The following is a 19,559-nucleotide window of genomic DNA, read 5'->3' on the forward strand; positions in this document are numbered from 1 at the left end:
ATTCTGGCGGTTCATGCCGCCACGCCTGTTTCTGATGACTAACAAGAAAGATACCGTGCCTCTACCTGAAGACCTGCGGGTATTCCTGACCGTGATCCGCAAGGCCGGCTTTGCTGCGGCTGCCGACGAGCTGGGTTTGTCCCCGGCCTATGTCAGCAAGCGTATCCAGATTCTCGAAACCACCCTCGCCACCCGCCTGCTGCACCGCACCAGCCGCCGTATCGCCCTGACCGAAGACGGTGAGCGCGTGCAGCGATGGGCCGTGCGGATTCTCGAAGACTTCCAGCAACTGTCCGACGAGCTTTCCGACGCCCACGACAGCCCGCGCGGTCACCTGCACTTGTGCAGCAGCTTCGGTTTCGGCCGTAACCATGTGGCGCCAGCCTTGTCGCTATTGGCCGAACAATACCCGGACCTGGAGATTCGCCTGGACCTGTTTGATCGGGTGGTGGATATCGTCAGCGAGGGTTTCGACCTGGAGATTCGCGTGGGCGACGACATCCCGGGGCAACACATCGGTCGCCGGCTGGTGAGTAACCGGCGGGTGCTGTGTGCGGCGCCCGCCTACCTCGAACGCCGTGGTGTGCCGCAGCACTTGAGCGACCTGGAACAGCACGACTGCCTGGTGCTCAAGGAGCGCGACAACGCGTTTGGCATCTGGCACCTGGAGCGCGATGGCGTGCAGGACAGCGTGCGCGTGCGCGGCCCGTTATCGTCGAATAACGGCGAGATCGTTTTGCAATGGGCCCTGGACGGACGCGGCGTGTTGCTGCGTTCGATGTGGGACGTGAAGCCGCTGCTGGAGCAAGGGAAACTGGTGCAGGTGCTGCACGACTACACCCAGAGCGCCAACGTGTGGGCGGTGTACCCGACGCGGTTGGCCTACTCCGGGAAGTTGCGGGCGTGTGTGGAGTTTTTGCAGGAGCACTTCAAAGGGTTGTCGATCTGACGCCCCGGTGAGCCCTGAATCCCATCCATAACCCCATGACCACCAAGGCGCTCAACGGCAGCCCATGGAACAACACAATCACCTGAGCCGGCGTCCACGTCAGGTAGAACGGCCCGACCACCAGCATGCCCATGCCGAAGCCGGCCATTTGGATCAGGGTCAATAAACTGAACAGCGGAAGGCGCAGGCCATCAGGCTCATTCTGGGCCCGGGAGATCAAGGCCACCTCGGACACACCGTCCCCCAGCCCTGCCCACACCACCAGCATCAATGCCAGCCAAAGCTCGGTTTGCTGGAAGGTCAGGATAAAGCCGCTGGACATCAGCGCTACGCCGGCCATGAACAGGCGCTCCATGCCTCGGTTGCCGCGGTTTTTTAAAACCGCACTGGCCAGGCGCGCGCCGACGAACTTGCCACACGCCCACACTGCCAGCAGATAACCCATGACGGTTTTTGCCGTGTCGGGAGAAATGTACTGGGACAGTACCGGCCAGCCGACGTTATGGGCAGCGCTGCCAAGCGTATCGAGCATGCTGATCAGCAACATGGCGGCCAGCACCGGCGCGCCCCGCAGCCCTTTCTTCAGCTCATGCCATTCCGCCGAGAGGGCCCGGTGCACGCCAACGGTGGCGAAGTACAGCCCGCGCAGCGGCAGGATCAGGCAAGCAGCGACGACATAGGTGCCAATGTTGACGGCAAACACCGCTTCAAATCCACCGGTGGCGATCAACAGTCCGGACAGCAAACTGCCGAAGACCGCACCGGTAGCGGCCGCTGAAGTGATCCACGCATTGGTGGAGACGCGCTGCTCGAGCGCCACCCAGGTTGGCAATTGACTGTTGAGGCCAATGGCAAACAGCGAATTGCACAAGCCGATCCCGAAGGCGATAAAGGGCAGCACGCTGAGCTGATGGGCCGGGATCAACAGCAGCAGCGGCGTCAGCAACAGCGCCCGGGCAAGGTCCAGCCCGGCCAATGTGCCACGCCCGGCAAAGCGCCGGAAAAACGGGATGCCGAACAGGCTGGCGACAATACCGCCGGTGACGCGGCATGCCAGAAAGAGACTGACAAACACCACGCTTTGGCTAAGCCAATAGACGTAGGTAGACAAGGCCACCATATTGAGGAACGCGCCAAAATCCGAAACGCCCCGGGCAAAGATGATCAGGCGGGCGTTTCGGGTCGAAAGCGCGAGCTCGGGATTGCGGTTACACACACTGAAATTCCTTTTTCCGCGACGGGCCAACCTCCTTGTCGCGCCCCACTTAAGCCCACAGGTCTTGAAGTGTCAACTTGTGGGAGCTGTCGAGCTTTAGCGAGGCTGCGATGGGATCACCGCGGTGCACCTGCAGGAGCGCAGCGCCTGCATCGCAGCCTCGCTAAACCTCGACAGCTCCCACCATTGATCTTGCTTACCTTGAGTCAGTTAGTCACCCGAGCCAAGGATTGGCCGCCAGGTGCTCGCGCTCAAACGCCTTGATCTGCTCACTGCGCTGCAACGTCGTGCCGATAGCATCCAACCCCAACAACAACGCAGTCTTGCGCAACGTATCAATCTGAAACCCAATCACCTGCCCGTCAGCCAAAAGAATCTCCTGCGCCTCAAGATCCACACTGATCTGCGCCTGTTCAGGCTGACTCACCATCTGCCCCAAACGCTGCAACACCGCCTCCTCCAGCGTGATCAACAACACCCCATTACGCTGGCAGTTGTCATAGAAAATCCCCGCAAAGCTGCTGCCGATCAACGCGCGAATGCCCATCTGTTTCAAGCCCCACACCGCATGCTCCCGGCTGGAACCACAACCGAAGTTCGGCCCCACCACCATAAAGCTCGCGCCCTGCCACGCCGGCTGGTTCAGCACGAACTCCGGGTTAGGCTCGCCCGATGCCAAGAAGCGCAAATCAAAGAACAACCCGCGATCCAGCCCGTTACGGTCGATGCCCTTGAGAAACTGCTTGGGCATGATCACGTCAGTGTCGATATTGGCCGCCAGCATCGGCGCGGCCTTGCCGGTGATCCGGGTGAAGGGCTGCAGGCTCATGTGCGGTCTCCAAAGTGGCGAATATCCGTCAGGCGGCCGGTGATGGCAGCGGCGGCAACCATGGCCGGGCTCATCAGGTGCGTGCGGGCACCTGCGCCCTGGCGGCCTTCGAAGTTGCGGTTGGTGCTGGAGGCGCAGCGGTCGCCGGGCTCCAGCACGTCATCGTTCATCGCCAGGCACATCGAGCACCCGGACTGGCGCCATTCAAACCCGGCGTCGATAAAAATCGCGGCGAGGCCTTCGGCTTCGGCCTGGTCGCGCACTTCGGTGGAGCCCGGCACGATCATCGCCCGCACGTGGTCGGCCACGTGCTTGCCGCGCACGACGCTGGCGGCATCCCGCAGGTCTTCGATGCGGGCGTTGGTGCAGGAGCCGATAAACGCATGGCTGATGACGATCTCGCTCAGGGGCATGCCGGCTTCAAGGCCCATGTAGTTCAGGGCGCGGCGCATGTCCTGGCGCAGGATCAGGTCGCTGACGTCTTGCGGGTCCGGTACGCGGGCGCCGATGGGCGCGGCCTGGTCGGGGCTGGTGCCCCAGGTGACCATGGGCTCCAGGGCGGTGGCGTCCAGTTGCACTTCGAGGTCGAACACGGCGTCGGCATCCGAGTGCAGCTGGCGCCAACCCACGAGGGCACGCTCCCACAACTCGCCCTTCGGCGCGCGGGGTTTGCCCTTGAGGTAGGCGAAGACTTTTTCGTCCGGCGCCATGAACGCACCACGGGCGCCCGCCTCCACCGCCATGTTGCAGATGGTCATCCGCGCCTCGACGCTCAGGGCATCAATGGTCGAACCGCAAAACTCAATGGCGTAGCCGGTGGCACCCGAAGCGCCGATCTTGCCGATCAGCGCCATGATCACGTCCTTGGAGGTCAGGCCGTGGGCCAGTTCGCCATCCACGGTCACGCGCAGGCTTTTCAGGCGTTTGTAGACCAGGGTTTGCGAGGCCAGCAAATGCTCGATTTCCGAGGTGCCGATGCCAAAGCCGAATGCGCCCAAGGCACCGTAGGTGGTGGTGTGGCTGTCGCCGGCGGCGATCACCATGCCCGGCAGGATAAAGCCCTGCTCCGGGGCGATCACGTGTTCAATGCCTTGGCGCTTGTCGAGGATATCCAACAGCTCAATTCCGAAATCCCGGCAGTTTTCCGCCAGGTACGACACTTGGCGCGCGCCGCCCGCATCCGGCATGGTCGCGATGCGCTTGGGTGTGGTGGGGTTTACATGGTCGACCACCGCCAGCGCCGTGCCGGGACGCCATACGCCACGGCCTGCCTCGCGCAAGCCGCTGAAAGCTTGCGGGCTGGTGTATTCATTAATGACCTGACGGTCGATATACAGCAGCACATGGCCCTGGTCATCCAGGCGGCACACCGTATGGGAGTCGATGTGTTTGTCGTAGAGGGTTCTGGCAGAAGTCATTATTGGGCTCGCTCAACGGTATGACTCCATCATAGGCAGCGCCCCTGCCCCATCAATCCCGCCTTGGTGATGACTCGAAACATGTTTCGTGTTGCATGAATGGCTATCCGAAACATTTTCTTTCATATCCACCTTAGGGTTTTGCATTTCTCATCCGTCTTAACTTAGATACAGCCGCTCGCGTCAGCAAAAGCTACGGGCGGCGTTTTCCGGGCCTTTACCGCCTCTCTCCGATCAAGACCCTCATTCACATGTCGAAGAAGTCACGCTCAAAACTCTGGTTTCTCGTGCACAGCTGGCTGGCCTTGCCCATCTGGTTCTTTGTGCTGATCGTCTGTGTCACCGGCACCCTGGCGGTGGTCAGCCAGGAAATCGTCTGGCTGGCCAACCCGGACATCCGCGCCAGCAAGCCGTCGGACGATGCCGAACCGCTCACATACGACCAAGTGATCGGCGCCATCAAGCGCGCCGAACCCCAGGTGATCGTCGAGTCCCTGAGCCGTCCGGATGAGTCGCACTTTGCCCTCAGCGCCAACCTCAGCTATCCCGATGGGCGCTCGCTGGAGGTCTACGTGAACCCTTATACCGGGGTGATCCAGGGCATCAGCCCGGCGTTCAACTTCCAGGCATTTACCCGTGCACTCCACGGCTGGTGGCTGGTGCCCTTCACCAACGGTTACAGCTGGGGCTGGTACCTGGTGTCGCTGCTGGGCCTGCCGCTGTTGGCGTCGCTGGTCACCGGCCTTGTGGTCTACAAACGTTTCTGGAAAGGCTTTTTCAAGCCGACCCTGCGCTTCAACCATGGCGCGCGGATCTTCTGGGGCGACTTCCATCGATTGAGCGGCATCTGGTCGATCTGGTTTATCGCGGTGATCTCCATCACCGGCACCTGGTTCCTGATCGAGGCGACCCTCAGCGATAACCAGATCACCATTTCCAGCGAACCGATCGTCCCGGCGATTGCCCGCGACAAAGTGCCAATGTCCGCAGCGGGCGTACCGGCACCCATGATTCCACTGGACGAGGCGATCAATATCGCCACCCAACGTATCCCGGGGCTCGAGGCCAGCTTTGTGAGCCTGCCCAGCAACGCTTACAGCCACCTGCGCATCGGCGGGCGTGGCTGGTACCCGCTGATGTTCCAGACCGCGGAAATCAACCCGTACAACGGCGAAATCGCCGTCTCGCACCTGCTGTCCGACCGTTCAGCCCTGGAGTTCGTCACCGAATCCATGCGCCCCCTGCACACCGGGGATTTTGGCGGCCTCTGGATCAAGCTGATCTGGGCCTTCTTTGGCCTGGTGTTGAGCATGATGGTCTTGAGCGGCCTGCTGATCTGGACCAAACGCACGGCCCTGGCGACCCTCAACGCCCTGAAACGTGAAGCCAAGGCATCCCGGCAACCAGCAAAAACCCAGGTCTTGCAGGCTGAAACAACGGAGGGCAATCAATGAACAAGTCCATGACGGTTCAACCGCCCTCGCCACTGCGGGCCTTCTGGCTCAAGTGGCGCTTCCACATCAATATCCTGCTGTTGCTGGTACCCCTGGGCTTTATGCCCAAGTACTTTGCCGACGCGGCGCTGTTTCGCGGCGACAGCGGCCTGGGCGAACGGGAAGTCGGCGAAGTACAGGTCGGTCCCTGGAGCCTGAAGCTCGCCGAGTTGCGCAACGAGCCGCCGCGCCCCGACCCGGCGGGACCGATGAAATCCTTCAATGCCGCCCTGTGCGCCACCTGCATCGACCAGGTCAAGGCGACCTACCTGCGCATCGGCAAGCCCCGCAGCCTGCGGGCCGCCGGGGTGATTTTCTTCGGTACCCCGTACCGCATGGGCGCCATGCTGCCGATCCCCGAACGCACACCACTGGACGCCGAAGTGTGGATCACCATGGAAGGCTGGGACGGCGCCATGCACCAGGCCTCCATCCCCTTGAGCCAGGCATCGCCGGCCACCATCGACTGGCTGAAAAAACGAGGAGTTAAACCATGACTTTGCCGCAACTGGCCCGCACCGTTGGCGCGCTGATCCTCGGTGCCGGCTTCAGCACCGTTGCCCTGGCCCACAACCCGATGTGCGAATGCAAGGAGATCCCCGGCGAGCAGATCCAGTGCACCGGCGGTTTCTCCGATGGCAGCGGCGCGCCGGGGGTGACCCTGGATGTGATCGGCTACGACGAAACCATCCTGGTGCCCGGCAAGCTGGGGCAAGACTCGACGCTGACCTTCAAGAAACCGTCCGCCGAGTTCTACGTGTTGTTTGATGCCGGCCCCGGCCACGTGGTGGAAATCGATCAAGCGGATATCCAACCCCAATGAGCCGTACAACCCAAGTGGTGCGCCCGGCCGGTGCCGGGCACGAAACCCTGTATGTCCTGCTGTTGTGCCTGATCATCCTCGCCGTTGCCGGCACCGTGGTGGCCTTGCGCGGTGAAAGCCAGGAGATCGCCGCCGTGCCCAGCCACCAACTGGACGCCCGCCGCGACCTCAGCGCCGCCGAGCAAGGCATCTACGCCGACCTGCGGGTGACCCTGGATGAAATCCACCTGCTGCAGGAGGAACACAGCGCCCTGCCGACGCCTGAGCAACTGGCGGAAGAAGGCTTTGCGCCCTTCGCCCAGGACGCCAGCTCGGTGAGCCGCGGCGACCACCGCTGGCAGTTGCTGGACGCGGCCTACCTGGGCTTGAGCCAGACACCGGACCTCAGCGGTTCGCTGTTGATGCGCATCCGGGGTGCCGAGCCGGATATCTGGCTCAACCGCAGCGCCAACCTCACCGCCCCCTCCGATCTCACTGACCAAGCGCTGATCAGCGCGGGATGGCAGCAAGTGGTCGCGCAATTCGATGCCGGTGTCACCCGCCAGCATCGCCATTGAATTCACGCTGTAGCGAGAGAAGACCATGTCTATTTCATCTCCATTATTACGTCTGGTGCTGGTCGGCCTGATTACCGTGCTGCTGGCCCCATTCGCGAGTGCCGACCCTGCCAAACGCCTGCGCATCGGCATCACCCTGCATCCTTATTACAGCTACGTGGCCAATATCGTCGGGGACAAAGCCGAAGTCGTGCCGTTGATTCCGGCCGGCTTCAATCCCCATGCCTACGAACCTCGTGCCGAAGACATCAAGCGCATCGGCACCCTGGATGTGATCGTGCTCAATGGTGTCGGCCATGACGATTTCGCCGACCGCATGATCGCCACCAGTGAGCGCCCGGACATCCCGGTGATCGAAGCCAACGCCAACGTGCCGCTGCTGGCCGCCACCGGCAACGCCGCCCGCGGTGCCGGCAAGGTGGTCAACCCGCACACCTTCCTGTCCATCAGCGCCTCGATTGCCCAGGTGAATAACATCGCCCGGGAACTGGGCAAACTCGACCCGGACAACGCCAAGACCTACACCCAGAACGCCCGGGCCTACGGCAAGCGCCTGCGCCAGATGCGCGCCGACGCCCTGGCCAAGCTCACCAGCGCACCCAACCCTGACCTGCGGGTGGCCACGGTGCACGCGGCGTATGACTACCTGCTGCGGGAGTTCGGCCTGGAAGTCACCGCCGTGGTGGAACCGGCCCACGGCATCGAGCCGAGCCCCAGCCAGTTAAAGAAAACCATCGACCAACTGCGGGAACTGGATGTGAAAGTGATCTTCTCGGAGATGGACTTCCCGTCCAGCTACGTCGACACCATCCAGCGTGAATCAGGCGTGAAGCTGTACCCGCTGTCGCACATCTCCTATGGCGACTACAGCGCGGAAAAGTACGAAGTGGAAATGACCGGCAACCTCAATACCGTGGTGCGGGCCATTCAGGAGTCCGGGGCATGACGGCGGCTGAACACTTGAGCGTGGCCAGCGTTGGCCCGACCCTCGACTTCAATAACGTGGCGCTGACCCTGGGCCGCACGGTGATCCTCGACGCGGTGAGCTTCCAGGTCCAGCCCGGCAGTATTCATGCGCTGGTGGGCCCCAACGGCGGCGGAAAGAGTTCGCTGATCAAGACCCTGCTGGGGCAAACGCCGCACCAGGGCCAGTTGAGCCTGCACTGGCCGGACGCACCCGGCACCATCGGCTATGTGCCCCAGGCGCTGGAGTTCGACCGGGGCTTGCCGATGACCGTCGACGACTTCATGGCTGCGATGTGCCAGCGGCGTCCGGCGTTTCTCGGGTTGTCCAAACACTACGCTGCCGCGATTGGCGACGCACTGGAGCGGGTTGGCATGCAGGACAAGCGCAAACGGCGCATGGGCGCGTTGTCTGGCGGGGAACGCCAGCGGGTGCTGCTGGCCCAGGGCTTGATCCCGGCGCCGCAATTGCTGGTGCTGGACGAACCGATGTCGGCGCTGGATGAAGCTGGCATCCAGGTGTTCGAGCGCCTGTTGAACGACTGGCGCCAGGCCGGGATCACCGTGCTGTGGATCGAGCATGACCTGGAAGCCGTCGGCCGCCTGGCTGACCGCGTTACCGGCCTGAACCGCCGCGTGCTGTTCGATGCGACGCCCAAGGAGGCGCTGACCCCGGACCGCCTGCTGACCCTGTTTTCCACCCACCCACGGAGCCCGGCCTTATGAGCTACGAAGCCTTTCGCTTGATGGTCCAGGGCTGGGCGTCTTCCGGGTATTTGCCGGAAGCGCTCGCCTATGGGTTTGTGGTCAACGCGCTGCTCGCCGGGCTGCTGATCGGCCCGGTATTGGGCGGTCTGGGCACGCTGGTGGTGGTCAAGCGCTTTGCGTTCTTTTCCGAAGCGGTGGGCCATGCCGCCTTGACCGGGGTGGCCGTGGGTATTCTGCTGGGGGAACCCTACACCGGGCCTTACGGCAGCCTGTTCGGCTACTGCCTGTTGTTCGGGATCCTGCTCAACTACTTGCGCAACCGCACCGGTCTGGCGCCGGATACCTTGATCGGCGTGTTCCTCTCGGTGTCCCTGGCCCTGGGGGCGAGCCTGCTGCTGATTCTGGCGGGCAAGATCAATGTGCACATCCTGGAAAACGTGCTGTTCGGCTCAGTGCTGACGGTGAATGGCAATGACTTGCTGGTGCTGGCAATTGTCGGCTCACTGGTGATGGCCCTGGCCCTGCCGCTGTACAACCGCATCATGCTCGCCAGCTTCAACCCGCAACTGGCAGCGGTACGCGGGGTGGCGGTGAAGACCCTGGACTATCTGTTCGTGATCCTGGTGACGCTGATCACCGTTGCAGCAGTCAAGGTCATCGGCGCGATCCTGGTGGGTGCGTTGCTGGTGATCCCGGCGGCTGCCGCACGCCTGTTGAGCCAGTCACTCAAGGGCTTCTTCTGGATCTCGGTGGTAATCGCCACCGTCAGCACCCTGTGCGGGATCCTGCTGCCAATCATCTTTGACCTGCCGATTCCGTCCGGTGCCGCGATCATCCTGGTCGCCGGTATCGCCTTCGCCCTCGCCGCCATTGCTCGCGGCACGGTCCCCAGCCTGAAAGGGAATCTTGGATAATGCGCCCGATGTTTCGACCACTGCTGCTGGCCCTGGCCATTACCACACCGGCATTCGCCGCCGACGGCGTCAAGCCGCTACAGATCACCGCCAACCAAGGCATCGGCCATGCTGCCTTGAACAAGGCCCAGGCGACAAAGCCGGTGAAAGTCCTCGCCGCCTTGCCGATCACCTATGGCTTGGCGCAGGTGTTGCTCAAAGGCACCGACGTGCAGCTTGAACGCGCGGCACCGGCCAACCTGCCCGGCTCACGGCAAATCGCCTATTTCACCGGGCGCGGTGCGCAGGCATTGAACACCCTGGCACTGGACGCCGACGCGGCCATCGGCCTGCGCTCGTTGTGGCCGGATGACCCGCTGTACCCGGTGGCCCGGCGCAGTAACATCCGCATCGTCGAAGTCGACGCCGCCCGCCCGGTGGACGTTGGTTTGCCGGGAATTGCCGTGCAGCCGGGCTCCATCGACGGCCTGAACAGCCAGCCATGGCAGGCCAGCAACAACATGGGGCGCATGGCCGATGTGATGGCCGCCGACCTGAGTCGCCTGGCCCCCGAGGCCAAGCCGCAGATCGAAGTCAACCTGGCCGCGCTCAAGCAACGCTTGCTCAAGCTCACTGCCGACAGCGAGGCGCGACTGGCCAAGGCCGACAACCTGACGGTGGTCAGCCTGAGCGATCATTTTGGTTATCTCGTCAGTGGCTTGAACCTGGAACTGGTCAGCACCGATGCACGGGCTGATACCGAGTGGACACCCGAGGCGTTGCAGCAACTGAGCGAAGGCTTGAAGGAGAATGAGGTGGCCGTGGTGCTGCATCACCGCAAGCCAAGCGATGCGGTGCAGGCGGCTGTCACGGCGGGTGGGGCGAAGTTGCTGGTGCTGGGCACCGATGGCGCCGACCCGGTGGCAGAGCTGGAGGGCAATGTGGATCAGGTAATCAAGGCGCTATAACGCGCCTCTCACAGGCAAAACACAGTAAATGTGGGAGCGGGCTTGCTCGCGAAAGCGGAGTGACAGTCAATACAGACAGTGACTGACACGACGCCTTCGCGAGCAAGCCCGCTCCCACATTTGGATCTGTGTTTTGCCCGAGGTCTGGGTCAGCCCGCGAACCCGCAAGCCAAGCGATGCGGTGCAGGCGGCGGTCACGGCGTTGCTGGTGCTGGGCACCGATGGCGCCGACCCGGTGGCAGAGCTGGAGGGCAATGTGGATCAAGTGATCAAGACGCTGTAACGCGCCTCTCACAGGCAAAACACAGTAAATGTGGGAGCGGGCTTGCTCGCGAAAGCGGTGTGACAGTCGACGCAGACAGTGACTGACACGGCGCCTTCGCGAGCAAGCCCGCTCCCACATTGGGTTTTATGTGATGCCCGAGACCTGGATCAGCCCGCCAACGCCTGGCTGTCCATCTTCTGGCGCAGGCTCAACGGGCGCATGTCGGTCCACACTTCTTCGATGTAGGCCAGGCACTCTTTCTTCATCCCGCTCTTGCCCACGGTGCGCCAGCCTTCCGGCACGGCCTTGTAGTCGGGCCAGATGGAATATTGTTCTTCATGGTTGACCACTACCTGAAACAGGATGTCTTCGCGGTCGAATACTGAGGTCATTGCTGTTCTCCGTCGGTGTAAGGCTGGCTGCGCACCACGCACAGCTGATGTAAGAAAGAACGTGCCAGCCCGGTAAAAAATTAGAGGCTGGCGACCGCTGCCGCCAGGGCGCGACCAAAGATCTCGGCCACACGGTCGATTTCTGCGGCGGTAATCACCAGCGGCGGCAGGAAACGCACAACGCTGCCATGGCGACCGCCCAGCTCAAGGATCAGCCCGCGCTTGAGGCATTCACGCTGCACCAATGGCGCCAATTGACGATGCACCGGCGGATGGCCCTGAGTGTCGGGGGCGCCTGCGGGATCCACCAGCTCCACGCCGAGCATTAGCCCACGACCACGAATGTCCCCCAACTGCGGGAAGTCCCGTTGCAGGATGCGCAGGTGCTCACCAAGGCGCTCGCCCATGGCGGCCGCGTGGGCGGGAATGTCGTGATCCTTGAGGTAGCGCATCACTGCCGATCCGGCGGCCATGGCCATCTGATTGCCTCGGAAGGTCCCGGCATGGGCGCCCGGCAACCAGGTGTCGAGCCAGTCGCGATACACCACCACCGCCAGCGGCAGGCTGCCGCCGATCGCCTTGGACAGCACCACCACGTCCGGGACGATGCCCGCGTGTTCGAAGGCGAACATCTTGCCGGTACGGCCAAAGCCGCTCTGGATTTCGTCAACGATCAGCGCCACACCGGCTTGTTCGGTAATGCGGCGCAGGCCGCGCAGCCAGTCGAGATCAGCCGGGATCACGCCGCCCTCACCCTGCACCACTTCCACGATCACCGCCGCCGGCAGCAATACACCGGCCTCGGGGTCGTTAAGCAGGTTCTCCAGGTAATGCAGGTTGACCTTCACCCCTTCTGCCCCACCCAGCCCGAACGGACAACGATAGTCATAAGGAAACGGCAAAAATTGCACGCCATTGCCGAGCAAGGCACCCATTGGTTTTTTCGGCCCCAGGCTGCCCATCAGGCTCAGGGCGCCCTGGCTCATGCCGTGATAACCGCCCTGGAACGACAACACCGTGCTGCGACCGGTGGCGGTGCGCACCAGTTTCAGCGCGGCTTCTACTGCATCGGTACCGGTTGGGCCGCAGAACTGTATCTTGGCTTCCCGCGCCAGCGCCGACGGCAACAGGCCGAACAGGTCCTGCACGAACTGATCCTTGACCGGTGTGGTCAGGTCCAGGGTGTGCAACGGCAATTCATCGCTCAACACCTGGCGAATCGCCTCGATCACCACCGGATGGTTATGCCCCAGCGCCAGGGTGCCGGCACCGGCCAGGCAGTCGATAAAGCTGCGGCCTTCGACGTCCTCGACGTAAATCCCGCGGGCGCGCTTGAGTGCCAGGGGAATGCGCCGAGGGTAGCTGCGGGCATTGGATTCCTGCTGGCGCTGGCGGGCCAGCAGCGGGGTTTCGTCGAACTGGTAGAGCGTTTCCGCAGGGACCGCTTGGGTCTCTTCAATACGGCTGGTAGCGACTGACATTTCCAGATCCCTCAATACGCTGATGATGGTGACCAAACTGCCAACCCGTTGGCGTCTGGCCCAAGGGCAACGCACGGATTTCCTGTTCTGGAAACGCATCAGCGAGCAGAGGATTTACACCTGTGGTCGTTAAAAACCGCTTTAGCGGATTTACCCGGCAACCCCGGTGTATTTTTCATTCAACGCATACAGGATTGCGCAGGTCTCTGCATCCAGCCGCCCGCTGTAGTCAGCGGGACGAAAATGCATCTGAAACGCGCGGACGCGCTGCTGAAAACCCAGGCGATTTTTCGCTGGGGCATAACCGTAACGCTGAAACGCCCGTTCGGCTTCAACCTCCAGCGGCAGGCCGATGTCGAACCGGCGTTGATAGGCCATCTTGGCCGACTCATCGAACCAGGCACCCACCCCCACCTCGAACAGGCAGCGCCAAGGCAGCCGAGGGCCGGGATCGCTCTTGCGCCAATAGGCAATGTCCGAGTGGCCGAGGATGTCAGTAGGACCGATCGCCGGGTAACGCCCCTGAATGTCGCGAATCAGGGCAATCAACACGTCGATCTGTTCAGGCCCATACGCGGGAAAGGTAAACACACCAGCGTCATCCCGGGCCTGATTAACGATTTCAATCCCGATCGAGCAGCTATTGAGGTTGTCGCAACCGGCCCAGGAACTGGCCCCGGCATGCCAGGCGCACTGCGCTTCATCCACCAGGCGGAACACCCGCAGTTCGTCATAGCCGGCGGCGCGATAGCTGGCGTCATGGGGGTCAACCAACAGGTAGTGAGCACTGACACCGTCGCGGGTCAGCGTACGCAATGACGAGGCAAAGGGCGCTGCGGTGTAATGCACAATCACCTGGCGCACAGCTTCGCCATTGCGTTGGTTAAAGCTTTTTGCGGGAAACGTGGAATCGATGACCAACATAGGCGCTGTCCTTTTCAACACAGGCTGAGTCATTCAGCCCGTTCAAACACAACAAAATGACCGCCATCCTGAAGCGTTGCGCTTGAGGGTGGCGGTAGCTATTTGTGCCGTGAAAAGAAAGTTCAGCGACGCAACGGCATGCCCAGGTCGACACGCATGCCATCTGCCTGGCTGTCGAATTTCAAGGAGCACGAGCAACGCTGCACAATCGCCTGCACAATCGCCAGCCCCAGGCCGCAACCGGGGCTGTTGCCATTGCGCCAGAAGCGTTGGGTCAGGTGCTGCAAGTCTTCGCTGGAAATCGGCGCGCCGTGGTCACGTACCCGGAACACCACATTATCGCCAGCGCTGGACACACTCAGTTCCACCCGGGTATCAGGCGGGGTGTGGCGCAAGGCGTTGTCCAGCAGGTTGCGCAAGGCGGCGACGGCCAGACCCACCGGCATTTCCACCGGTTTTTCGGACAGACCGTCCGCCAGGATCAGGTCAATACGCTGATTGTCGCCACCATTGGCGTCCTGGATCGCCAATTGTGCGACCTGTTCGGCACTCGATTGCAGGCCGTCATCAAACGACAGGCTGCCTTCAACCCGCGCCAGCAGCAGTAACTGCTCGAGGGTGCGATGCAAGCGGTCGGCGCCCTCCTCGGCATGGGCCAGGGACTGGTCACGGGCGGCGCCTTCGGTCATGCGTGCCACTTGCAGGTGGGTCTTGATCGCGGTCAAGGGGCTGCGCAGTTCGTGGGCCGCGTCGCCGGTCAAGCGGCGTTCGCGCTCGATGGTCTTGGCGATGCGTTGCAGCAGTTGGTTCTGGGTGTCGAGCAGCGGTTTAAGCTCGCTGGGCAGCGGGCTGATCTGCAAGGGTTCGAGGGAGTCCGCACTGCGACGCATCAAGGCGTCACGCATGCGGTTGAGTGGCAACAGGCTCTGGCCGATCCCCAGCCACAACAGGCACAGGCAGCCCAGCAGCGCCACCCCCACCGGCACCGAAGCGGCCAGCAGGATCGACAGGTTCAAGGCTTCACGCTCCACCTGCCGGTCGGCGGTGGTGATAAACAAATCGCCACGGGACAGGGTAAAGCTGCGCCAGCCCACGCCGTCAATCATCTGGTCGCGAAAGCCGCTTTTGCGCGACTCCAGGCCCTGATCCGGGGTGGTGTGGCTGCGGGCGAGCACCACCCCGCGCAAGGAGCTGACCTGGCACGCCATGCCACCCGGTACATTCAATTGTTCGGCGCTGAAGTGCGCGCCCTCACCCGTGCTCGACAGCCCCGGCATCTGCTCCATCAGCCCCGCGACCATACGCGCCGACGCCACCAGGCGCTGGTCGAGGGAAAACATCATCTGGTTGCGCAGATCGTTGAGCATCCACGCGGCAGCCAGGGCCCAGATCAGCACAAAGGCCGCGCCGAGCTTGAAGGTCAGCCGCAGGCGCAGGCTCATCACGAAGCGTCCTCTCCACCGTCAGCCGGGCCCAGGCGATAGCCCAGGCCACGCACGGTCTCGACGATGCCGTTACCGAGTTTGCGCCGCAGGTGGTGGATGTGCACGTTGAGGGCGTTACTTTCCAGTTCGTCGTTAAGCCCGTAAACGCTGTCCTTGAGCTGCTCGCTGGAGAGTACCCGGCCGCGGTTTTGCAGCAGGGCCTGCAACAACGCCTGCTCGCGGCGGGAGAGGTCTACCGACTCCCCGCCCAACAGGGTTTCGCGGCTGCTGGGGTTGTAGGTCAGGCGCCCGTGTTCGATCAGGTTGACGCTGCGCCCGGCCACCCGGCGCAACAGGGTGTGCAGGCGCGCGGCGAGTTCGCGCAGGTCGAAGGGTTTCAGCAGGTAATCGTCAGCACCGGCTTGCAGGCCGTCGACGCGGTTGGTCACCGAATCCCGCGCGGTGAGGATCAGCACCGGGATCTCCAGGCCCTGGCTGCGCAATTGCTGCAGCAGCTTCAAGCCGTCTTCATCCGGCAGGCCGAGGTCGAGTACCATCACGTCGAACTCCGCCACCTTGAGCATCGCCCGGGCAGCGGCAGCCGTGCCGACGCGCTCGACGGTCAGCCCCTGGGCGCTGAGCCCGGCAACAATGCCGCTGGCGATCAGTTCGTCGTCTTCACAGACCAGTACGTGCATGGTGAACCCTTTGCAAAATGTGAAGGTGATTAAAAAGGGAGTGGATTAAGCGCACATTATGCCGCCAGCCCGCGTAAACCCGGATAATCCCTGCTGTCTAGGATAGCCCGGTTAATCATCGGTTAATCAACACCACACATTGTGTGTCCCACTTGCTTCGAACTAAGGCTTGATCATGCGGCATCTGTTTATCTTTCTGCTGGTAGTGTTTGCTGGATTCGCCCAGGCCGCTCCGGGCAACAATCCATTCGAGACCAAACCCGACTTCCTTCCGGTGGGCAAAGCCTTCACCTTTACCTCCGAGCGTCTGGCCTCCGGCGAAACCCAGCTGTATTGGCAGATTGCCGACGGTTATTACCTGTACCAGCAGCGCATGAAATTCGATGGCCTGGCCGAAAAGCCGACACTGCCCCAAGGCGAAGCCCACAGCGACGAGTTCTTCGGCGAGCAGCAGGTGTATCGCCAGGGCCTGGAAGTGAAGATTCCCCCTGGCGCCACCGGCCAGGTCAAACTCGGCTGGCAAGGCTGCGCCGATGCCGGCCTGTGTTACCCGCCGCAATCAATCACCGTTGACCTGGGTGGCAACCCCGCCGTAGCCGCCACCGGCCAGGCTCAGGACCAAAGCCTGGCCAGCGGCCTGCAACAGCGCAGCCTGGGCTGGAGCCTGCTGGTGTTCTTCGGCCTGGGCCTGCTGCTGGCCTTTGCCCCGTGTTCCTTGCCGATGTTGCCGATTCTCGCCGGCCTTGTGGTAGGCAGCGGCGCCAGCCCACGGCGCGGCTTTGCCCTGGCCACCAGCTACGTGGTGTGCATGGCGTTGATCTATGCCGCCCTCGGTGTATTGGCCGCGCTACTCGGCGGCAACCTCGCCGCCCTGCTGCAAACTCCCTGGATCCTCGGCAGCTTCGCCGCGTTGTTTGTGATCCTGGCCCTGCCGATGTTCGGCTTCTTTGAACTGCAACTGCCGGCCTTCCTGCGGGACCGCCTCGACAACGTCAGCCGCAACCAAAGCGGCGGCAGCCTGGTGGGTGCCGGCGTGCTCGGTGCCTTGTCCGGTTTGCTGGTGGGCCCGTGCATGACCGCGCCCCTGGCCGGCGCCCTGTTGTATATCGCCCAAAGCGGTAACGCCCTGCATGGCGGCTTGATTCTGTTTGCCATGGGCATCGGCATCGGCGTGCCGCTGTTGCTGCTGGTGACCGTGGGCAACCGCTTCCTGCCCAAGCCTGGCACCTGGATGAACATCCTCAAGGGCATCTTCGGCTTCCTGTTCCTCGCCACCGCGGTGCTGATGATTCGCCCGGTGGTCGGTGAAACCCTGTGGCTCGGCTTGTGGGGTGTGCTCGCACTGGTCATGGCTTATTGCGGCTGGCGCCTGGCCCAGGACTTCGGGCGCACCGCCATGCTGTTCGGTGCCGGTTCGCTGGTGCTCGGCCTCTGGGGCAGCGTATTGGTGATCGGCGCGGCCGGCGGCAGCGACGACCTGTGGCAACCGCTGAAAGTCTACAGCGGCTCGCAGGTGGCCGGTGCCCCCAGCGCCCATGAGGCCTTCATGACCATCAACGACCCCGCCGTGCTGCAAAGCCAGCTCGACAGCGCCAAGGCCCAAGGCCAATGGGTGCTGGTGGACTACTACGCTGACTGGTGCGTGTCGTGCAAGATCATGGAAAAACAGGTGTTCGGCAAACCCGAAGTCATGGACGCCCTCAAGGATGTGCGCCTGCTGCGCCTCGACGTCACCGCCGACAACGCCGCCAGCCGCGAGCTGCTGGGCCGCTACAAAGTCCCCGGCCCGCCGAGCTTCGTCTGGATCGGCCCTGATGGTGAAGAGCGCCGCGCCCAGCGCATCACCGGCGAAGTCGACGCCGCCGCCTTCCTGCAACGCTGGACCCAAGCCCGGGAAGCCCTCTGATGCTGACACTGACCATCGGCACCTTCGCCATCGCCCTGAATCACTTGCTGCTGATCACGGCGTTGATCCTCGCCACCCTGGTGGGCTGGCGGGTGGCCAAGCGCGGCGGCGAGAACCCGGAGTCGGTGCTGTTCACCCTGTTTCTGGTGGGCATGCTCGCCGCACGCGTCAGCTTCGTACTGATGTACTGGTCGTATTACCAGAATGACCCGTTGCAAATCGTCGACCTGCGGGACGGCGGTTTTCTCGCCTGGCCCGGCGTTATCGCGCTGATCCTCGGCGCCCTGATCTACGGCTGGCGCCGCCCGCTGCTGCGCAAGCCCCTGAGCGCAGGCGTGATCACCGGCCTCGCGTTCTGGGCCCTGACCAGCCTGTCCCTGACCCTCTACGAAAAAGGCACGCACCTGCCGGACATCACCCTGCGCAACGCCAATGGCGAAACCGTGCAACTGGCCGACTACAAGGGCGGCCCGTTGGTGATCAATCTGTGGGCCACCTGGTGCCCGCCGTGCCGGCGCGAAATGCCGGTACTGGAAAGTGCCCAGCGCCAACGCCCGGACGTGACCTTCCTGTTCGTCAACCAGGCCGAAAGCATGCAAAGCGTCGCCACCTACCTGGCGACCCAGGGCCTGAACCTGGACAACGTGCTGTTCGACGCCAGCGGCCGCCTGGGTCAGGCCGTCGGCTCCATGGCCTTGCCCACCACCCTCTTCTATCAACCTGACGGTCGCCTGATCAACAGCCACCTGGGCGAATTGTCCCAGGCCAGCCTGGCCCGCGCCATGGAGCGCTTCGAGCCGACCACCGCTAAACCGGCCCAGCCGGCTACCACAAGGAATTCGCCATGCTCCGCCTCCGCCTCCGCCACCTGCTGACCCTTTTGCCCCTGACACTGGCTGCCACCCTCGTCCAGGCTGAAGATTGGCCGGCGCCGATCAAGAACATTGAAGCCAAGGGTGCCAAGATTATCGGCAAGTTCGATGCCCCCAGCGGCCTCACGGGTTATGCGGCGCAATACCAGAACCGTGGCATGGCGTTGTACCTGACTGCCGACGGTAAAAGTGTGATCGCCGGCAACCTGTACGACGCCGACGGCAATGACCTGAGCACTGCGCCCCTGGAAAAGCTGGTGTATGCGCCGATGGCCAAGGAGGTCTGGGCCAAGATGGAACACAGTAGCTGGATCCAGGATGGCAACAAGGATGCGCCGCGCATCGTCTATTTGTTCAGTGACCCGAACTGCCCGTACTGCAATATGTTCTGGGAGCAGGCGCGGCCATGGGTGAAGTCGGGCAAGGTGCAGCTGCGGCATATCATGGTGGGGATTATTCGTGAGGACAGCCCCGGCAAGTCGGCGGCGCTGTTTGCAGCCAAGGATCCGCAGCAGGCCCTTGAAACCCATGAGGCTGCCGGTAAGGGCAGCAAGCTGCAGCCGCTGGAGAAGATCCCGGCGGATATCCAGGCCAAGCTTGATTCGAACATGAAGCTGATGGATGAGCTGGAGTTGTCGGCCACGCCGGCGATTTTCTATCTGGATGACAAGGGTGGGTTGCAGCAACAGCAAGGGGCGCCTTCGCCGGATAAGCTGGTGAAGATTCTCGGGCCGAAATAGTCTCTGGCTGGGTGGGGGGCATATCCGTTATTTGGGTGAT

At 62.8% G+C, this 19,559-nt stretch carries 20 protein-coding genes and 1 pseudogene; 13 read left to right on the forward strand and 8 right to left on the reverse strand.

What is annotated here, in order from left to right; all coding sequences use genetic code 11:
- Positions 1-34: 34 nt before the first annotated feature.
- Entirely contained in the window at positions 35-949 is a 915-nt protein-coding gene (locus tag JFU58_RS00130) for a LysR substrate-binding domain-containing protein (RefSeq protein ID WP_197680870.1), read from the forward strand.
- Here JFU58_RS00130 and JFU58_RS00135 read toward each other — a convergent pair.
- From JFU58_RS00135 to leuC, 3 genes are all read right to left on the reverse strand, one after another.
- On the reverse strand, positions 930-2,165 hold the full coding sequence (locus JFU58_RS00135; protein WP_063028388.1) for an MFS transporter: 1,236 nt from the start codon (positions 2,163-2,165) through the stop codon (positions 930-932). The two genes, JFU58_RS00130 and JFU58_RS00135, sit on opposite strands and share 20 nt — an antisense overlap.
- A 214-nt stretch (positions 2,166-2,379) precedes the next feature.
- Complete coding sequence (gene leuD, locus JFU58_RS00140) at positions 2,380-2,994, reverse strand: 3-isopropylmalate dehydratase small subunit (RefSeq protein ID WP_063028386.1); 615 nt, start codon at positions 2,992-2,994, stop codon at positions 2,380-2,382.
- On the reverse strand, positions 2,991-4,412 hold the full coding sequence (gene leuC, locus JFU58_RS00145; protein ID WP_093207746.1) for a 3-isopropylmalate dehydratase large subunit: 1,422 nt from the start codon (positions 4,410-4,412) through the stop codon (positions 2,991-2,993). Before leuC ends, leuD begins: the two co-directional genes overlap by 4 nt.
- A 251-nt stretch (positions 4,413-4,663) precedes the next feature.
- Here leuC and JFU58_RS00150 point away from each other — a divergent pair, with 251 nt between their 5' ends.
- From JFU58_RS00150 to JFU58_RS00190, 9 genes and pseudogenes are all read left to right on the forward strand, one after another.
- Positions 4,664-5,866 carry a PepSY-associated TM helix domain-containing protein gene (locus JFU58_RS00150; protein WP_177027373.1) on the forward strand — a complete coding sequence of 401 codons (1,203 nt, stop codon included), beginning with the start codon at positions 4,664-4,666 and terminating at the stop codon, positions 5,864-5,866.
- A complete protein-coding gene (locus JFU58_RS00155) occupies positions 5,863-6,402 on the forward strand; it encodes a hypothetical protein (RefSeq protein WP_063028380.1) in 540 nt (179 codons plus the stop codon). The genes JFU58_RS00150 and JFU58_RS00155 overlap by 4 nt, the downstream gene beginning before the upstream one ends.
- A complete protein-coding gene (locus JFU58_RS00160) occupies positions 6,399-6,728 on the forward strand; it encodes a hypothetical protein (RefSeq protein WP_063028378.1) in 330 nt (109 codons plus the stop codon). The genes JFU58_RS00155 and JFU58_RS00160 overlap by 4 nt, the downstream gene beginning before the upstream one ends.
- Entirely contained in the window at positions 6,725-7,285 is a 561-nt protein-coding gene (locus JFU58_RS00165; protein WP_063028376.1) for a DUF6162 family protein, read from the forward strand. Before JFU58_RS00160 ends, JFU58_RS00165 begins: the two co-directional genes overlap by 4 nt.
- Before the next feature lie 25 nt (positions 7,286-7,310).
- The gene (locus JFU58_RS00170) at positions 7,311-8,231 is read left to right on the forward strand and encodes a metal ABC transporter substrate-binding protein (RefSeq protein ID WP_023659272.1); all 921 of its coding nucleotides are present in this window, start codon (positions 7,311-7,313) and stop codon (positions 8,229-8,231) included.
- Complete coding sequence (locus JFU58_RS00175) at positions 8,228-8,974, forward strand: metal ABC transporter ATP-binding protein (protein WP_063028372.1); 747 nt, start codon at positions 8,228-8,230, stop codon at positions 8,972-8,974. The genes JFU58_RS00170 and JFU58_RS00175 overlap by 4 nt, the downstream gene beginning before the upstream one ends.
- On the forward strand, positions 8,971-9,870 hold the full coding sequence (locus JFU58_RS00180) for a metal ABC transporter permease (RefSeq protein ID WP_029300631.1): 900 nt from the start codon (positions 8,971-8,973) through the stop codon (positions 9,868-9,870). Before JFU58_RS00175 ends, JFU58_RS00180 begins: the two co-directional genes overlap by 4 nt.
- The gene (locus JFU58_RS00185) at positions 9,870-10,817 is read left to right on the forward strand and encodes a metal ABC transporter solute-binding protein, Zn/Mn family (protein WP_201139656.1); all 948 of its coding nucleotides are present in this window, start codon (positions 9,870-9,872) and stop codon (positions 10,815-10,817) included. The genes JFU58_RS00180 and JFU58_RS00185 overlap by 1 nt, the downstream gene beginning before the upstream one ends.
- 163 nt (positions 10,818-10,980) lie before the next feature.
- Positions 10,981-11,100 (forward strand): annotated as a pseudogene (locus JFU58_RS00190) (metal ABC transporter substrate-binding protein); the annotation flags it as partial.
- Positions 11,101-11,249: 149 nt separating this feature from the next.
- Here JFU58_RS00190 and JFU58_RS00195 read toward each other — a convergent pair.
- From JFU58_RS00195 to JFU58_RS00215, 5 genes are all read right to left on the reverse strand, one after another.
- Positions 11,250-11,474, reverse strand: a complete 225-nt coding sequence (locus tag JFU58_RS00195; protein WP_003209001.1) for an MbtH family protein — start codon at positions 11,472-11,474, stop codon at positions 11,250-11,252.
- Positions 11,475-11,554: 80 nt separating this feature from the next.
- On the reverse strand, positions 11,555-12,955 hold the full coding sequence (locus tag JFU58_RS00200; RefSeq protein WP_201139657.1) for an aspartate aminotransferase family protein: 1,401 nt from the start codon (positions 12,953-12,955) through the stop codon (positions 11,555-11,557).
- A gap of 150 nt (positions 12,956-13,105) precedes the next feature.
- Entirely contained in the window at positions 13,106-13,879 is a 774-nt protein-coding gene (locus tag JFU58_RS00205; protein ID WP_177070647.1) for an N-acetylmuramoyl-L-alanine amidase, read from the reverse strand.
- Positions 13,880-14,001: 122 nt separating this feature from the next.
- On the reverse strand, positions 14,002-15,321 hold the full coding sequence (locus JFU58_RS00210; protein ID WP_017479473.1) for an ATP-binding protein: 1,320 nt from the start codon (positions 15,319-15,321) through the stop codon (positions 14,002-14,004).
- Entirely contained in the window at positions 15,321-16,001 is a 681-nt protein-coding gene (locus JFU58_RS00215; RefSeq protein ID WP_003209011.1) for a response regulator, read from the reverse strand. The genes JFU58_RS00210 and JFU58_RS00215 overlap by 1 nt, the downstream gene beginning before the upstream one ends.
- Positions 16,002-16,176: 175 nt before the next feature.
- On the opposite strand from JFU58_RS00215, the gene dsbD reads away from it, so the two are divergent.
- The 3 genes from dsbD to dsbG are packed head-to-tail and all read left to right on the forward strand — an operon-like array spanning position 16,177 to position 19,519.
- Positions 16,177-17,907: a protein-disulfide reductase DsbD gene (gene dsbD / locus JFU58_RS00220; protein WP_063028364.1), complete on the forward strand. Its 1,731-nt coding sequence runs from the start codon at positions 16,177-16,179 to the stop codon at positions 17,905-17,907.
- Positions 17,907-18,782: a TlpA disulfide reductase family protein gene (locus JFU58_RS00225; RefSeq protein ID WP_201139658.1), complete on the forward strand. Its 876-nt coding sequence runs from the start codon at positions 17,907-17,909 to the stop codon at positions 18,780-18,782. The genes dsbD and JFU58_RS00225 overlap by 1 nt, the downstream gene beginning before the upstream one ends.
- Positions 18,752-19,519 carry a thiol:disulfide interchange protein DsbG gene (dsbG, locus tag JFU58_RS00230; RefSeq protein WP_201139659.1) on the forward strand — a complete coding sequence of 256 codons (768 nt, stop codon included), beginning with the start codon at positions 18,752-18,754 and terminating at the stop codon, positions 19,517-19,519. Before JFU58_RS00225 ends, dsbG begins: the two co-directional genes overlap by 31 nt.
- Positions 19,520-19,559: the final 40 nt, after the last annotated feature.

The sequence above is a fragment of the Pseudomonas sp. TH34 genome (assembly GCF_016650865.1).
Taxonomy (GTDB): domain Bacteria; phylum Pseudomonadota; class Gammaproteobacteria; order Pseudomonadales; family Pseudomonadaceae; genus Aquipseudomonas; species Aquipseudomonas yamanorum.

Coding starts and splice junctions, on each gene's coding strand:
- JFU58_RS00130 (WP_197680870.1), top strand. CDS start 35: ATGACTAACAAGAAAGATACCGTGCCTCTACCTGAAGACCTGCGGGTA.
- leuD (WP_063028386.1), bottom strand. CDS start 2,994: ATGAGCCTGCAGCCCTTCACCCGGATCACCGGCAAGGCCGCGCCGATG.
- leuC (WP_093207746.1), bottom strand. CDS start 4,412: ATGACTTCTGCCAGAACCCTCTACGACAAACACATCGACTCCCATACG.
- JFU58_RS00150 (WP_177027373.1), top strand. CDS start 4,664: ATGTCGAAGAAGTCACGCTCAAAACTCTGGTTTCTCGTGCACAGCTGG.
- JFU58_RS00155 (WP_063028380.1), top strand. CDS start 5,863: ATGAACAAGTCCATGACGGTTCAACCGCCCTCGCCACTGCGGGCCTTC.
- JFU58_RS00160 (WP_063028378.1), top strand. CDS start 6,399: ATGACTTTGCCGCAACTGGCCCGCACCGTTGGCGCGCTGATCCTCGGT.
- JFU58_RS00165 (WP_063028376.1), top strand. CDS start 6,725: ATGAGCCGTACAACCCAAGTGGTGCGCCCGGCCGGTGCCGGGCACGAA.
- JFU58_RS00170 (WP_023659272.1), top strand. CDS start 7,311: ATGTCTATTTCATCTCCATTATTACGTCTGGTGCTGGTCGGCCTGATT.
- JFU58_RS00175 (WP_063028372.1), top strand. CDS start 8,228: ATGACGGCGGCTGAACACTTGAGCGTGGCCAGCGTTGGCCCGACCCTC.
- JFU58_RS00180 (WP_029300631.1), top strand. CDS start 8,971: ATGAGCTACGAAGCCTTTCGCTTGATGGTCCAGGGCTGGGCGTCTTCC.
- JFU58_RS00185 (WP_201139656.1), top strand. CDS start 9,870: ATGCGCCCGATGTTTCGACCACTGCTGCTGGCCCTGGCCATTACCACA.
- JFU58_RS00195 (WP_003209001.1), bottom strand. CDS start 11,474: ATGACCTCAGTATTCGACCGCGAAGACATCCTGTTTCAGGTAGTGGTC.
- JFU58_RS00200 (WP_201139657.1), bottom strand. CDS start 12,955: ATGTCAGTCGCTACCAGCCGTATTGAAGAGACCCAAGCGGTCCCTGCG.
- JFU58_RS00205 (WP_177070647.1), bottom strand. CDS start 13,879: ATGTTGGTCATCGATTCCACGTTTCCCGCAAAAAGCTTTAACCAACGC.
- JFU58_RS00210 (WP_017479473.1), bottom strand. CDS start 15,321: ATGAGCCTGCGCCTGCGGCTGACCTTCAAGCTCGGCGCGGCCTTTGTG.
- JFU58_RS00215 (WP_003209011.1), bottom strand. CDS start 16,001: ATGCACGTACTGGTCTGTGAAGACGACGAACTGATCGCCAGCGGCATT.
- dsbD (WP_063028364.1), top strand. CDS start 16,177: ATGCGGCATCTGTTTATCTTTCTGCTGGTAGTGTTTGCTGGATTCGCC.
- JFU58_RS00225 (WP_201139658.1), top strand. CDS start 17,907: ATGCTGACACTGACCATCGGCACCTTCGCCATCGCCCTGAATCACTTG.
- dsbG (WP_201139659.1), top strand. CDS start 18,752: ATGCTCCGCCTCCGCCTCCGCCACCTGCTGACCCTTTTGCCCCTGACA.